Origin of the sequence: Paraglaciecola hydrolytica, from assembly GCF_001565895.1 — a bacterium.
Lineage (GTDB): Bacteria > Pseudomonadota > Gammaproteobacteria > Enterobacterales > Alteromonadaceae > Paraglaciecola > Paraglaciecola hydrolytica.
The window spans coordinates 127,397-142,725 of the sequence record NZ_LSNE01000015.1; the positions used below are offsets into that span (position 1 = coordinate 127,397).

The 15,329-nt window shown below is 43.8% G+C and carries 13 protein-coding genes; 2 read left to right on the forward strand and 11 right to left on the reverse strand.

Annotated elements, in window-relative coordinates:
- Nucleotides 1-273: 273 nt before the first annotated feature.
- Nucleotides 274-1,086, reverse strand: coding sequence for a substrate-binding periplasmic protein (locus tag AX660_RS20610; RefSeq protein WP_082769054.1), 813 nt, complete (start codon nucleotides 1,084-1,086; stop codon nucleotides 274-276).
- Between the two features lie 230 nt (nucleotides 1,087-1,316).
- Between AX660_RS20610 and AX660_RS20615 the strand changes: the two genes are divergently transcribed.
- A complete protein-coding gene (locus AX660_RS20615) occupies nucleotides 1,317-2,489 on the forward strand; it encodes an HD-GYP domain-containing protein (RefSeq protein ID WP_068381501.1) in 1,173 nt (390 codons plus the stop codon).
- A gap of 79 nt (nucleotides 2,490-2,568) precedes the next feature.
- On the opposite strand, the gene AX660_RS20620 is transcribed toward AX660_RS20615, so the two are convergent.
- Together AX660_RS20620 and AX660_RS20625 are read right to left on the reverse strand one after the other, a co-directional pair.
- On the reverse strand, nucleotides 2,569-3,768 hold the full coding sequence (locus tag AX660_RS20620; protein WP_068381504.1) for a general secretion pathway protein GspB: 1,200 nt from the start codon (nucleotides 3,766-3,768) through the stop codon (nucleotides 2,569-2,571).
- Nucleotides 3,761-4,672 (reverse strand): ExeA family protein, encoded by a 912-nt coding sequence (locus tag AX660_RS20625; protein WP_068381507.1) that lies wholly within the window; start codon nucleotides 4,670-4,672, stop codon nucleotides 3,761-3,763. Before AX660_RS20625 ends, AX660_RS20620 begins: the two co-directional genes overlap by 8 nt.
- Before the next feature lie 177 nt (nucleotides 4,673-4,849).
- Between AX660_RS20625 and AX660_RS20630 the strand changes: the two genes are divergently transcribed.
- Nucleotides 4,850-6,088, forward strand: coding sequence for a multifunctional CCA addition/repair protein (locus tag AX660_RS20630; RefSeq protein WP_068381510.1), 1,239 nt, complete (start codon nucleotides 4,850-4,852; stop codon nucleotides 6,086-6,088).
- Here the strand turns inward: AX660_RS20630 and AX660_RS20635 are convergent.
- From AX660_RS20635 to AX660_RS20670, 8 genes are all read right to left on the reverse strand, one after another.
- Entirely contained in the window at nucleotides 6,085-6,504 is a 420-nt protein-coding gene (locus AX660_RS20635; protein ID WP_068381513.1) for a GNAT family N-acetyltransferase, read from the reverse strand. The two genes, AX660_RS20630 and AX660_RS20635, sit on opposite strands and share 4 nt — an antisense overlap.
- A 100-nt stretch (nucleotides 6,505-6,604) precedes the next feature.
- Nucleotides 6,605-6,883 carry a hypothetical protein gene (locus AX660_RS20640; protein ID WP_068381517.1) on the reverse strand — a complete coding sequence of 93 codons (279 nt, stop codon included), beginning with the start codon at nucleotides 6,881-6,883 and terminating at the stop codon, nucleotides 6,605-6,607.
- A gap of 419 nt (nucleotides 6,884-7,302) precedes the next feature.
- Nucleotides 7,303-9,183 carry a family 43 glycosylhydrolase gene (locus tag AX660_RS20645; protein WP_235594799.1) on the reverse strand — a complete coding sequence of 627 codons (1,881 nt, stop codon included), beginning with the start codon at nucleotides 9,181-9,183 and terminating at the stop codon, nucleotides 7,303-7,305.
- 98 nt (nucleotides 9,184-9,281) lie between these two features.
- Entirely contained in the window at nucleotides 9,282-10,520 is a 1,239-nt protein-coding gene (locus AX660_RS20650; RefSeq protein WP_201027485.1) for an aldose epimerase family protein, read from the reverse strand.
- A gap of 92 nt (nucleotides 10,521-10,612) precedes the next feature.
- Nucleotides 10,613-11,221, reverse strand: coding sequence for a beta-phosphoglucomutase family hydrolase (locus AX660_RS20655; RefSeq protein ID WP_068381522.1), 609 nt, complete (start codon nucleotides 11,219-11,221; stop codon nucleotides 10,613-10,615).
- A gap of 60 nt (nucleotides 11,222-11,281) precedes the next feature.
- Nucleotides 11,282-12,784 carry an L-arabinose isomerase gene (gene araA / locus AX660_RS20660; protein WP_068381525.1) on the reverse strand — a complete coding sequence of 501 codons (1,503 nt, stop codon included), beginning with the start codon at nucleotides 12,782-12,784 and terminating at the stop codon, nucleotides 11,282-11,284.
- 36 nt (nucleotides 12,785-12,820) lie between these two features.
- The gene (locus tag AX660_RS20665; RefSeq protein WP_068381528.1) at nucleotides 12,821-13,516 is read right to left on the reverse strand and encodes an L-ribulose-5-phosphate 4-epimerase; all 696 of its coding nucleotides are present in this window, start codon (nucleotides 13,514-13,516) and stop codon (nucleotides 12,821-12,823) included.
- Nucleotides 13,513-15,180, reverse strand: coding sequence for a ribulokinase (locus AX660_RS20670; protein ID WP_068381532.1), 1,668 nt, complete (start codon nucleotides 15,178-15,180; stop codon nucleotides 13,513-13,515). The genes AX660_RS20665 and AX660_RS20670 overlap by 4 nt, the downstream gene beginning before the upstream one ends.
- Between the last annotated feature and the right edge of the window lie 149 nt (nucleotides 15,181-15,329).

A 15,329-nucleotide genomic window follows, 5' to 3' on the forward strand; every position in this document is an offset into this window, starting at 1 on the left:
CATGTAAAGCTCCCAACAACGATTTAACGTACATTTAATCCTTCATCCTTGAAACTGTACATTTGTTGGCTGCATTCATTCGCTCTAATCACTTAAGGGACTAAGCTCATGGGTTTTATTCTTTTGCCGCCGTCGTACAATTCCAATGACAAGGGGTATATTTATCTAAGGGAGCGAACTATACACAAACTTTTAACATTAATGAAAACGTTTGCATTTATTTTTTAGATTAATTATCTCTGCTGTATAAAATCAAATTTCTAATATATTTGCTTACGGCTGAGTAATAGCGCGTAAAAATAATTCGTCAATATTTTGCTTTTGACCGCTTTTTTCTAATGTTGCAAAGGCCTGATTAAATTCATCAATCCATTGCTGGGCGTTGGGGTAGGTTTTACTAACTAAAAAATACAGCGGTTCAAAGGAGAGTTCTTGGGGGAATATTATTATGGGTGCTTCCCCATTTTTAGACTGACTTATTTTATGCGCGGCGATATAGCCGTTGGTTAAACCAGCATCACTCCAGCCTCGTTGTACTTGACCGACACAACCAATCGCATCTTTAGCGCGGTTAACTGTCATGGCGTATTGCTCAATTATCCGTTGTTCTGCTTGTCCAATGGTATACCCATGCGGAATGCACAGGCGTTTACCCTGAATTTGTTCGATTTTTTTAAATGCGGAGTCTGTAGCAACATACATGCGGATTGGCACTTGATTAATCGCTTTTGAAAACAAAAACTGTTCTGCACGCTCAGCAGAATAAACGTAGGGAAAGGTACCTAAAAACTTACCTTCCAAGGTCCACTTTAGGCCCCGAGCCCAAGGTAATATTTCAACACTAAGCTCATGTCCCATAGTTAAAAAGGTTTGTTGTACTAAGGCCCGTGACCAGCCACCCAACATAAAATTATTATCAACATAAGGGAAATAACCCTCGCCTGTAGTAACGTTGATTTCATTCTGTAATGTTATAGGGGCTTCAATTGCATCAACACTGCAAACACTCGCAATACTCAGACAAAACAGTGTGTTTAAAAAAGTTCGGTTTATGCGTTTTTTTGCGTTATCGCTTAGCAGGCCCAATTCAGAATCCTTATCTACTGCTAGTTTGTCTTAATACCAATCCGTACTAATGAGTAACCATTTTACTAAAAATGGGAAATTTCACAGCGAGTGTAAACGTATTTATGCTGCGTGGGAAATAAGTCAAGGTTAAGCGCCCCACCCAGAACTTGCGAGATTACTTGACGGCTTGTATAAATTCTCCAACACTATGTACTTCAAGCTTTTATTCCAAAATATGAGATTAAATAATGCTAAAAGTGATTGATATAACAGAGTTACAACCGGGAATGTTTGTGACTCAAGTAACCAAACAAGCAGGTGTGTATCGGGTTACTTCTGGCGGCATTATACAAAGCGACCAAGAGATCGCTAAACTCGTTGATAAAGGCATATTACAAATCGAAATAGATCTGAATCGCAGCCTACAAAATCAGCTTAGCGATTCTGCCCTTCCCCTCGACCAAGTCAATGAACAAGGTCTGAATTACCAACAACAGTTAGATCACGCACTGAAAGTTTACGAGCAAATTAAAACCGTACATAGCCAGTTAATGACGAGGATAAGAACCGCCAAAGTAGCGGATATTGCCAGTGTTAATGCGGTGAGCCAGCAATTAATGGACAAGGTTTTTGAATGTGACGATGCCATTAATATCGTGACCTTAATCAGTGAAAATGATCAATATTTTCTAGAACACAGCCTCAATTGCGCCATTTTAATTATCGTATTTGCGCGCCATATGGGCTTTGATGAAACCTTAATGCGTCAATTGGGAGCGGGTGCCTTATTAATGGATATTGGCATGATAAAACTGCCATTGCTACTCACCGAAAAACCCGAGTGTTTTAATAAGGCTGAAACTAAAAAGGTGCAAAACCATGTCAATATCGCCTTAAAAATGATCAGCAGCATAGATACTATTTCTGAGGTAAGCCGTGAAGTCGTTCGTTTACACCATGAACGACTCGATGGCTCTGGTTATCCTCAGGGTTTAATGGCAGAAGATATTTCAATTTACGGACGTATGGCCGCAATTGTTGATGTGTATGACTCATTAACCAGCGTCAGACCCTATCGTAGTGCCTACAAACCGGCTGAGGCGCTGCATTATATGAGCGAGCAACTTCAAGGTTTTGATAACGAGCTTATAGAGCAGTTTATCCTGTGTATTGGCGCTTTTCCCATAGGCTCACTGGTAAAACTCGCCAGTAACAAACTCGCCATTGTCATGCGTTTAAATAAAAAACGTCCTTTGCAACCTGTGGTAATGGCTTTTTATGACTTAGACAGCAGACAGCATGACACCGTCACTCAGTTGGATTTGGCAGTGGTTGATGATGTTATTGTAGGCAGCGTAGATCCAGCCGACTTTGAATTAAATCTAAAACAGTTTTTACATCAAACCCTATTAGCCCACTAAGTGTAAATAGGCTAGCTAACCGCGGTAAGTGAGAGCAGCTAAGATGGCTGCAATTTCAAAGGTGAAGCAAAGCAAGACCTTACCAGTCGGTCATAGCCTGCATGCTAAACTCATGACCAGCATAATTTAAGATCACATGCTGAGGCGCGATTTGTAGGATCTGCACTTTATTATCGATTAACTCACCTTCTCCTCTATTTTGCCCATTCACTCGAACCCAGCGCTCAGATGGTACTGAGGCATACATATGGGCAGAAAACGCCATGCTGGGTAACTCTTTCATCAGCCAGTCTGGCAACTGATCGATGCGTGGCACATCTTGCACAATGCGTTCTTTGGCTACTTGCGTCAACATATTTTGTTTCGCGATTAACTCACCTTGCTCTGATACTTTTTGCTCATTTAGGTTTTGTTCAACAAGAGCTTCACCCTGCTCGTTTAAAATCGGAAACTCATTCAGATCCACTATGGGCCCGTTATTATTAGCTAATGACTCAGCTTCGCTATTTTTACTGGCATAACGCTCTTCCCTTTCCATTTGTTGGATAACTTTTTCAAAACGTTTTAATAATTCGGGCGAAGCGGGCTGTGGTTTTTCTGCCGTTCTTGACTGTGTTACTTCTACTCCCTTGCTTGGCTCTTTAACTTCATATTGTTCTGTTTCAGGCTCTTGCTCTTGTTGCGCAAGTTTAGGCTGCTGAATCTCAACTTGAGCTGGAGTATTTTCCGGTGGATTTTGGCTGGTAGCCGGGGGGGTATTGGCCAATATTGGCTCTTCTACATTATCAGTTGTTGAGTTTTTTTCACTTACCTCTGCAACTGGCTCAGCAAGCACTAAAGGACTGCGTAGCGCCAGCACACTGGGTAAATATGCGGCGCCAAAACCCAGGGTTAAACCCACTATAACCAATGCAGCCAAGATGGCGGCACGTTTAGTGTAAAACTGCCACTGTGACGGAATATCCTGCACTGAAGGTAAAAACAAACTGCGATTAAATTGATCATGTAAATGGTGGTCAGCTTTAGGCACAGTAGCACTATGACTTTGCAGCAGTTGCATGGTGGCGGAGTTTTGTATCACAGGTGCAGAGGCTTCGATCTCGACGGTTTGATTAGGATCTATTTGCACTTCTTGAATGCCCATTTCGAGCAAACCTTGGATCATCTCTATACTGGTTACCAAACCCGCTTTACGGATTTTGATGGGACCATTTTGTTGAGTGACCTGCACTATCACCATGCCCGGTTTGAGGTTTTGTGTTTGAATACAATTATGCATACAGTCTTCCTAGCCAAAAACCTACAGTGACTGCCACAACAAAACTCGCCACTAACAAATACGTCCAGCGTTTACCTACCCGTTGTTTAAGCACATCAGCACCGAGAATTTGCTCAGCCGCGGCATAAAAAATATGCTTTTGTACTACCGGTAACTGCTTGGTAAAGGTCAGGGTTAAGGCTCTATCACACAGTAAATTGATCACTCGTGGAATACCGCCGGTAATACGAAACGCCGCGTTAATAGTGCCTTGACTAAAGGTGCTGATATCACCGTTAGCTACACCAAGACGATGGGCAATATAAGATTTAACCTCAGCCGCGGTTAAAGGCAATAAATGATAACGAGCAGTAATGCGTTGGGCGAGTTGGCGTAATTCGTTGCGTTTTAATAATTGCTGCAACTCAGGTTGACCTATTAATACCACTTTAAGTAATTTTTCACGATTGGTTTCAAGATTAGTCAGCAACCTGAGTTGCTCCAGTACTTCGGGCTGTAAGTGCTGAGCTTCATCAATAATGAGCACCGTATTAATGCCCAACTGATGGTTAGCAGCAAGTTTGCTGAGGATCAAATCGGTAAAATATTTAAGGCTCAGCTGTTGAGTTTGATGCTCTATCGCCAGCTCATCACAAATTGTCGCCAATAATTCAATCGCCGACAAACTCGGATTTAAGATCATCGCCACCTGAGTATTGTGTGGTAACTGTTGCATTAATTTACGGGATACCGTGGTTTTACCCGTGCCGACCTCGCCAGTTAACATCACAAATCCACCACTTTCACGCAAGCCAAAAATCAAATGAGCTAAGGCTTCTTTGTGGCGTGGACTCATATACAAATAGTCAGGGTTTGGCGCGATAGAAAAGGGATTATCAGATAATCCAAAATAACTCAGATACATAGTTTTACTGTGCTCAGCCTTTTAAAAAGTTGCGCTGCTAAACTAACCAGTAAGCCAATTATTGTCAAAGGCACTGGCACGCTAAAACACAACTTTTTGGGCTTAATTATATGAATTATTTAGCTTTAAGGCATAATACATGCAGTTACTTACCTAAGGCATACCATAACAGTACAAATGCAAATATACCTAGTGGGTGGAGCAGTGCGCGATACGCTGTTAGGCCTAAGTGTTAAAGATCGCGATTGGGTAGTGGTAGGTGCCACACCTAAACACATGCTGGACTTAGGTTATCAGCAAGTGGGCGCGGATTTTCCGGTATTTTTACATCCCAAAACCAAAGAAGAATATGCCCTCGCCCGTACCGAACGTAAAACAGGCAGCGGTTACAGCGGTTTTGTCTGTGATGTCTCACCCGATGTTAGCCTTGAAGATGATTTAATGCGCCGTGACTTAACCATTAACGCCATCGCCATGGATGAGCATAATCAGCTCATTGACCCTTACCACGGCCAGAACGATTTAGCCAAAAAAGTACTACGTCATGTATCTGATGCCTTTGTCGAAGATCCACTCAGAGTATTGCGCGTCGCGCGTTTTGCTGCTCGTTACCACGGACTAGGTTTTACTATCGCGCCAGAAACTCTCACCTTGATGCAACAAATCTGTGGTAGTGGCGAACTAGAGTACCTCAGTGCCGAGCGGGTTTGGCAAGAAACCGCTCGCAGCTTAGAGGGCGCCAACCCCGATATCTATATAGAGGTATTGCGTGCAAGTGGTGCCTTAACTATTTGGTTCAAAGAACTCGCGATACTTTGGGGCATCCCAAATCCAGCGCAGTGGCATCCAGAAATTGACACCGGCATTCACACTATCATGGTGTTGCAACAAGCCGCTAAATTAAGCGACAAACTCACTGTGCGTTTCGCCGCACTCGTTCATGACTTGGGTAAAGGACTCACCCCAGAACATCGTTGGCCCTCACATCCCGGCCATGAAAAATCTGGTTTAGCGGCCATTAATAACTTATGTGACAGACTTAAAGCTCCGAATGACTGCCGTGAACTCGCGCTACTCATGAGTGAATACCACACTCATGTGCATAAGGCCTTTGAGTTGAAACCTGCCACCATATTGAAAGTACTTAATCACTGTGACGTATGGCGCAAACCCCAACGTTTTGCCGATTTATTACTGTGTTGTGAAGCCGATGCCCGTGGCAGGACCGGATTTGAAGAGCGTGAATATCCTAATAGCCACTATTTTTGGCAGGCTTATCAACGCGCCTTGCAAGTAGATATCAAAGCCATAGTAGCCAGTGGCCTGCAAGGCCAAGCTATAAAACTGCGTTTAAATGAGTTAAGACTCCAAGCCATTAAAGACTTGAAAATGAGTCAACAAACGACTGAAGATTAAATGTTCAGAGAAAAATACTTAGCCTCATATTTCATGCCCTTACCCAGATAAAATCGATGGGCATCCTCACGTTGTACCCCTGATACCAGCCTAACTTGTTTACAATCATGTTGTTTTGCGTAATGACACAACCAATCAAATAATGTGCTGCCATAACCTTTTGAGCGCGCATTCGTAGCAGTGACCAAATCCTCAATTTCTAAATATTTACCCCTATACAACCATTCTGCCATACGAATACCGGCTACCGCTTTCACATCGGGAGCGCATAAATACACCAAGCAAAAACCATGGGATTGATGCAACCGAGTAATTGTACTGACAAACTCCGTCGCAACTAAATGCGGGCGCAATTCCTTTAATACAGCAAAACAAGACTCGATTTGGGCGGATGTTGTAGCTATTTTAATGTCCAAAAATACTCCTTAGTGGCAGCTTCAAAACAAGTGAATAAACACGTTTTGTTGCAGCCTGAGATAAATCGGCTAGGTTTTTTAATAGGTATGGGATTAATTTTTATAAAGCAGCGGTGCGCTTGTCGATTTCTTTACGATATTTACGCTCTGAATAAAACCATGTAGCAATACCAAATAATAAACCGCCAACCGTCCAAGCAACTGCATTGATTAATACATAAGAAAGGATAATACCTGAGTCATCAAAAGCATCGTTTGCTACAAACGTCATAATAATAAACATAGGTACACCCCACGCTAATAAACCATTCACTAGGGTGAATTTCAACTTGCCCTTTTTGCGTGTTTCAGACCACACACTAAACTCTTTTTCTTTCATCTTTGCCTTTTCCATATCAATGATTTATCTAGCAAATTTAAGCACATTCATAACTGACTGTCAGCATTGCACCAGAACGGAAATTCGATATAAAAAATGTCAGATAAATTTACAATTAATTAACAACAAAAATACATTAAGAATAATGCTGTTATATCAGGTACCGAAGCTGATGGTAGTTATGATTTTGAGGCGAAAGATGTTTCTGCCCCTGCTACTGGTTTGTTAATGCTTACCAGTCTGGGCTTTTTAGCATTTCACCGCCGTCAGTTATTACAGACTAAGCTTTAAGTCGTAAGCATAGGGTATTGGATAAATCGAATACCCATTTTTAAAAAATCTTCACTTTCCGCAGTAATTTTACTGATAAAAAAGCCCGGTCTTCCGGGCTTTTTTCCTTAGATAGCGAAAACCTTGGCTTATTTCGTCGCTCGTAAATGGAAGACCTGACAGTTGTTATTCAATACTGGAGCTTGAGCAATATTAGTACCTTGCGCTAAGCCACAATTGGCAAAGTTCAACGCCTGCTTGCTATAACGATTAATAAAATTAAAGCCTCCACCATTAACCGGCTGCATACGCCATTGGGCGGTTGGCGCCGTACATTGCTGTAACTCAACGTTAGCGCCTGGCACTACAGCATTTTCTGCAATGCCCACACACAATTCTGCTGCATTTTTGTTTTTAAGCTGCATAAAACCAAATTCTGTGGCCGTCATCTGCCAGATTTGATTGGTGTTATTGGTCCAAGCACTTTGTTCAACATTACGCGCAAATTTAGCTGGGCTTAGTTCTATGGATAAGGCCTTACCACTTTGCTGACTAAGTATCGCCACGTCACCCGTCGGCTGTAAACGCCATTGTTGGCACTCAGTATTGGTATTTTGTTGCACTGCTTGACCAAGGTCACTTGAGCAATTAGCCAGCGACAAATTTAAACCTGTGGCGCGATTGATAATAGTGACTAAACCATCGTCCGCGGTTTTAAGCTGCCATTGCTGACAATAATTGTTATGCCAAGGTGAGAGTTGGGTATTCACCCCCTCTTTAGCCTTACATTGGGCAAGGTCTAAAAATTGTCTGCTATCACGTTTGGCTAAACGGTAAAAGCCTTCTGTAGTTGAGTCCAGCACCCAGTCGTTATTACTGGCAGCACATTGGGCTTGCAGGGCAAAGCTCGGACCAACATCCAAACACTTTTGTGATGTAGCGTTAACTAAGGAGTAGGTCTGACCCTGTACTATGGTTTCCAGGGGGCCATCTTCACCAGAAGGAGGGGCGACTATGACACCCGGTGTAATGGGTTTGCCAAAGTTAGGAGTACCGTCGTCATGCCATGTAAACTTTTGCGCGCGCAGGGAGCGTGAAGCGCCACAACCTTCGGTTTCCAGTGCATTAGCATGATAAACCAACCAGTCTTCCGTGCCGTCCGGCGAGGTGAAAAAGCCATTATGACCTGGGCCAAACACGGTTTCGGTGCGCTCAAATACTGGCGTCTCTGACTTGTGCCAATTGGCTGCAACCATAGGATCATCGCCCACCAATTCTAACAGACCTAATTTATAGTCTGGAGTATCACAAAAACTACCTGAGTAGGTCATAAAGGTGCGGCCTTTATGCTGCAAAATTTCGGCACCTTCAGTGACTTTGCGTTCACTCACTTCCCACTCTAATACAGGTCTGGTTAATACCACGTGTTTGGTATCTGCCTTGAGACTCCAAGGTGTATCCATTTCTGCAATCAAATTACGCTGCTCATCACCCTGCCACTGGGAATAAATCAGGTAAAGTTTGTCTTTTAATTGCAGGTAATTACCGTCGATGTTCCATACATCCGGCATCATGGCACCTTTGTATTCATAAGGGCCCATGGGGTCGTCACCGGCACTTTCGAGCACATTAAGATGTTGATGATCTAAGGTACCGTCTTGACCTGCGGTGTACATCATGTACCAGCGATAACCATTGGGACCTTGCAAACGATGAAATTCAAAGGCCCAAAAATTACAACAACGCTGGGCTTCGGTGGCCGACCATACGTTAATAGGAACGGCTGAGACAAGGCCAGCTAAGGTGGGCGATTTACGCATGACCAATTCTGAGGTCCAGGTGGTGGTAGTCAGATAATAATTACCATCCCAATATTCCAACCAAGGATCGGCCCCATTAGGAAACAACGGATTAGTAAAGCTGCCTTTTTGTGGCGCCCCCGCCTTTTCAGCGTGTTTGCCCTCATTAATACTACAGGCAGTCACAGCAAGTATGAGTGTTATTATGGCCAACTGACTAAAGGTTTTCATGCAATTTCTCATGGGATCCTTATCTATTATTTATTAAAAACGACGACAAACCCTGCCAATGCGGACAGAGTAAAGTGTGTTGCTTTTAGCACTCATTGTTATTGCGTCGCAAAGCGATAAACAATGCGAGTCTGATAAGTATCTTCTGGCAACAAAGTGGTAGTCGGAAATTGTGGCTGATTAGGCGAATCTGGATTGTGCTGGGGCTCTAAACAAAAACCACTACGATGGCCAAAAGTACGACCTTTGCCTTGCAAACTGCCATCCAAAAAATTTCCTGAGTAAAATTGTACCGAGGGCTCTTCACTCCACACTTCTAATACACGGCCAGTAGTGGGCTCACTTACCGTTGCTGCTAACACTAACTCTTCACTTGGCTCAGCTTTGACTACATAGTTATGGTCATAACCCAAGCCTAAGGCCAGTTGCGCATCTTCTACGCGAATATCTTTACCAATGGCTTTAGGCTGACGAAAATCAAAAGGTGTACCCTCAACTGAGCTTAATTCACCAGTAGGGATCAAACCCGCGCCAACGGGAGTGAGAGTTGCGCTATTGATTTGCATTTGATGAGCAAGAATGTCGTCTTTGCCCGCCAAATTAAAATAAGTGTGTTGGGTTAAATTAACCACTGTGGCTTTATCAGTGTTGGCTTTAAAGCGCATATCTAACTGATTGTCAGCAGTCAGTTCATAGGTCACTTCGACGGCTAAATTACCGGGGTATCCTTGGTCGCCATCGGGGCTAAGTAAGGTCAATACAATGCCAGCGCTGTTGTCGGTGGTAAAAGGCTGCATAGCCCATACTTTTTTATCAAAACCTTGCACTCCACCGTGTAAATGGTTAGCTCCGTCATTAGTATCTAGTTGATAGGTTTCACCATTTAGCTCAAAACGGCCATTGGCAATACGATTTCCATAACGACCAATCAAAGCGCCAAAATAGGGGCTGGCACTCACATAATCGTCAAGATTGTCAAAACCTAAGACGATATCGCCCAACTGGCCTTGTGCATCAGGGGTTAATAAACGCGTAATAATCCCGCCATAACTGATAACGTCAACTTCAATGCCATTAGGATTGCTTAACGTGATCATGTCCACTTGGGTGCCATCGGCCAATTGCCCATAGGGCTTGCTATCAGCGGCAAATTTTGTACTTTTCATTGTTTGTTCCGTTACTGCTGTTTTTTCACTTGATGTCTGGCTGGTACTTTGCCCAGCAGGATTGCAAGCACTTAGAAATAAAGCCGCCAGAGCGACAGTAAGTGCACGTATGCACAATGTTTTTGAAACAAGAGGGCTAGTGTGCTGTTTGCTTAATAAGGTCTGAGACATAATTTATCCTGTAGTAAGGTTTTTATAATTTAGTAAGGCCATTAATTAGTCTTGATAAAAATAAAACCAACAGACCAGTCAATAGCGTGTAATCAAGCCAAGAGCAGACTTTGCCCCTCTTGTTGAATTTGTCCATCTAATACCAAAATGCAATCCATTCCGGCACGAGTAGCAGCTTCTTTGCCAATTAAGGTATCTTCAAACACCACGCACTTAGCAGGCTCAACACCCAATAACTGAGCCACCGTTAAAAAGGTTTCGGGATGGGGTTTGCCGTGAGTAACATCGCTGGCAGTAACCAAGGTAGTAACTAGTTGATCAAGCCCCGTTTTATTGAGTAAATCAACAGCGTGTGCGCGTTCTGCGCCGGTACCAATGCCCATCTTTAGTTTGCCGTGATAATGCTGTAGTACCTGATGAGTTTGTTCAATAATGCGTGGGGTATCGTCCAGCGTTAACCAAAATTCACGTTTTTTGGCGGCTACGTCATCAGGCGAATGCTGAAGATTGAACTTTTCATTTAACAAAACCACGGTTTGCCGCGTGGGCACCCCACCCAAACCATGCATAAAATCCCCATCAAAGGGATAAGAAAAATGTTCACAGGTCATGCGCCAGGCCTGTATATGGGCGCCCATTGAATCAATTAGGGTGCCATCCATATCAAAAATAATGGCGCTGTAAGAAGATAGATCTAACATTTTTTACCTTGTTTAATCGTTGAAAAAGCCAATCCGCAGATTGGCTTTTTCCAAGGGCTTTTACAAGCCGCGATTGAGGTGGTAATACGCCGCACTTTGGCGCAACTCGTTTTTAAAGCTACGGATAGTGGTATCGGCATCTATGACCACAGTTTCAACCCCGGCCATTTCTGCATAGTCAATGATCATGTCGGTGGTGACTGTCTGACTGTAAGCCGAGTGATGAGCACCACCAGCATGGATCCAAGCTGCAGAGGCAACCGATAGGTTGGGTTTTGGCTCCCACACTGCACCGCCCACAGGTAACTTAGGCAGCTCAGCCGGAGGGATAACAGTGTCAGCTTCGCTCACGATAATACGGAAACGATTACCCATATCGATAGGTGAAACATTAATTGATGGGCCTGGCGACGCGGTAAACAACAAACGCGCCACATCACATTTAACGCCTATGGTATGACGGTGTACTTCAAGACGGGCTTTGGCTTGCGAAATAGTTGGACAAATTTCTAACATGTGAGCGCCTAATACTTGGTCAACAGCACCGAAGTTGTAGGTGTAGTCTTCCATAAACGAGGTGCCGCCTGTTCGGCCCTCACCCATCACTTTCATGATGCGTACCATGGCCGAGGTTTTCCAGTCACCTTCGCCGCCATAACCAAAACCTTGTGACATCAAACGCTGAGTGGCCAAACCGGGTAAACCCGTCATGCCCGCGAGGTTTTCAAAACAGTTAGTAAAAGCTTTGTATTTACCGTCGTTTAAAAACTTCAACATGCCCAGTTCTAGGCGGGCTTCGTTTTCAAACATTTTATATTGATAACTATCATTCAAGGCATCAGCGCTGATGATGTAGTCGTTTTTATATAATTCGATTTGGTTTTTAATGTCGCTGGCGCTGACCTGATTGACCACATCAACCAGATCTTGGATACCGTAGGCATTGACTTCGTAGCCAAACTGGATTTGAGCTGAAACTTTATCACCTTCGGTGACTGCCACTTGACGCATATTATCGCCAAAACGCGCGACCTTTAGATGACGACTTTCATGCCAGCCACTGGCGGCACGGCACCAATCATCCATTTGTTTCTGCACGTCTTTATTGCGCCAGTAACCGGCAACCACTTTGCGTTCTATACGCATACGTGTACCAATATGACCAAATTCACGATCACCATGGGCACTTTGATGTAAGTTCATGTAGTTCATGTCGATGTCAGCCCAAGGTAGGGCCGCGTTGAACTGAGTATGTAAATGTAACCAAGGCTTGCTCAAAGCATTTAAGCCTTTGATCCACATTTTGGCGGGTGAAAAGGTGTGCATCCATAAGACCAGACCCACACAGTTAGGATCAGTATTTGCCGCTTGGCACACCGCATAAATCTCTTCCGGTGATTTCACCGTGGGTTGCCACACCAAATTGACGTTTAACGCTGCGGTTTCATTTAACTCTTTAACCATGGCTTGGCTGTTTTCAGCCACGGATGCAAGGACTTTGGGCCCGTATAAATCTTGTGATCCGGTAACAAACCAGACGTTTTTAATGCTGTTAGTAGGCATAATAATGTTTAAACCTCGTAATAAATAAATTTGTGGTTAGTTGCTTTGGCCGTAATAGGCGCCACTACCGTGTTTTCTTTGATAATGTTTGTTTAAAATCGCCGCACTTAATAACGAACCTGTTGGGTTTAAGGTACGAGTCAGATAGGCCATTTTGGCAATTTCTTCTAATATCACCGCGTGATATACCGACTTGGCAGCATCTTTGCCCCAGGTAAAGGGCGCATGTCCCGCCACTATCACCATGGGTGCTTCATTAGGACTACGCTGTTTGAAACAGTCAGTAATTTGCACACCGGTTTCTTCTTCGTAATCTCGTTTGATTTGTTCGTCACTCATTTCTGCTGTGCAAGGAATTTCACCAAATACAAAGTCAGCGTGAGTAGTACCTAAACAAGGGATAGATAATTTCGCCTGCGCCCAGGCTGTGGCATAAGTGGAATGGGTATGAGTCACACCACCGATATCAGCAAAATGGCGATATAGATGAGTATGAGTTTTAGTGTCTGAAGAAGGACGCATGCTGCCCTCAACTATCTTGTTATCTAAATCCACAATCACCATGTCGTCTGCCTTCATATCGGCATAAGACACACCACTGGGTTTAATGGCAATCACCCCTGCATCACGATCAATTTGGGACACATTACCAAAGGTATAAACCACTAAATTACGGGTTTGCAGCTCTAGATTGGCTTCATAAACCTGGCGTTTTAATTCACGATATTTCATGCTACCTCTCCACTTTCGTAACAACCTAAAGCTTGATATTTGGCGTAGAGTTGTTCGTACACCGGCACACGCTCTGGATTAGGCAGATAACTTTTATAGACAGGGGAGGCTAAGCTGGCTTGCGCCTCACTCACCGTGGCAAAAACGCCGGCAGCAACAGAGGCAAATATGGCGGCACCCAGAGCGCAGCTTTGTTCGCTTTTAAGTACATCTATTTGGCAATTCCAAATGTCAGCACAGGTTTGCATCACATAATCAGATTTTTTCGAAATACCCCCTATCACCACAATGGAATTAACCGGCACACCTTGCTGGGTAAAACAGTCGGTGATGGCTTTAGAGCCAAAAGCCGTGGCTTCCACTAGGGCTTTAAAAATATAACTCGCATCAGTACCCATCTTGATACCCTGAATGGCCATGCTCACTCCTTGATTGGCAACCGGAGTACGACGACCGTTGATCCAATCAAGGGCCACAACATCAGTGGCTTTAGGCATTATTTGACTGGCTTTGTCAGACAAGGCCCGCAAGGTTTGTTGTTCGATATATTGTTTTATCGCCGCAGCCGCATTGGCATCAACTCCAGCAATATTGAGTTTGATATTTGCCATAGGCCAGTTGAGGACGTTTTTAAACCAGGCATACAAATCACCAAAGGCCGACTGACCTGCTTCAAGGCCGATCATGCCAGGAATAACCGAGCCTGTTACCTGACCACAAATACCCTTAACGCTGGCACCCGCTAATTGCTGTGGCGCAACGACGGTAATGTCGCAGGTCGAGGTGCCCATGACTTTGGTTAATACACCGGGTTTAACATTGGCCGCTACCGCGCCCATATGGCAATCAAAGGCGCCATAACCCACGGCAATGCCTACCGGCAAACCGAGTTTGGCAGCCCATTCTTGGGTCAAGCGGCCAGCCACTTGAGCAGAGGTCTGAGTGTTAGGATTGAGGGTATCTACCAAACCGTCTAATAAGGGATCGATAGCCACAAAAAAATCATTCGGAGGAAAACCGCCCCACTGTTCGTTCCACATGATTTTGTGGCCAGCAGCACAACGGCCCATTTTAAATACCGAAGGATCAGTAGTATCTGTCAGTACCGCCGTTAACCAATCACAATGTTCTACCCAGCTATAAGCCGCTTTACGCACTTGTTCATCACTGCGTAATACATGTAAGGCTTTGGCCCAATACCATTCAGAGGAATACACACCACCCATATTACTGATGTAATTAATTGAATTGGCAGTGGCTTTTTGGGTTATTTCAGCCGCTTCTTTAATGGCCGTGTGATCCTTCCACAATACAAACATCGCATTGGGATTGTCACTAAACTCAGGGGTCAAGGCCAAAGGTACACCTTGTTTATTTATCGCCACCGGGGTCGAGCCTGTAGTATCGATACTCAAACCCACAACTTTATCGACAATACCTGCTGATACCTTCCACCACAAACCAGCCATCACTTCTTCAAGACTGTCTAAATAATCTTGAGGATGTTGTCTGAACTGATCGCGCTCAGGCGCGCAGTACAAACCTTTATTCCAACGTGGGTAAACCACCATGTGATCAGCTATTTCAGCACCATTACTGGTATCTACCAGCAAAGCTCTCACTGAATCTGAACCGTAATCTAGCCCCAAAACATAGCGTGACATATGCAACCTTTAACTTGTGTAAATGATAGCCAAATAGCATTCATCAATTATTTGTATGACAATAATACCAATAGATGAATGTAAAGCCAATGTAAAAACACAATAAACTAAGCATAATTCACTATGAATCTTTATAATTTGGTTGTTAA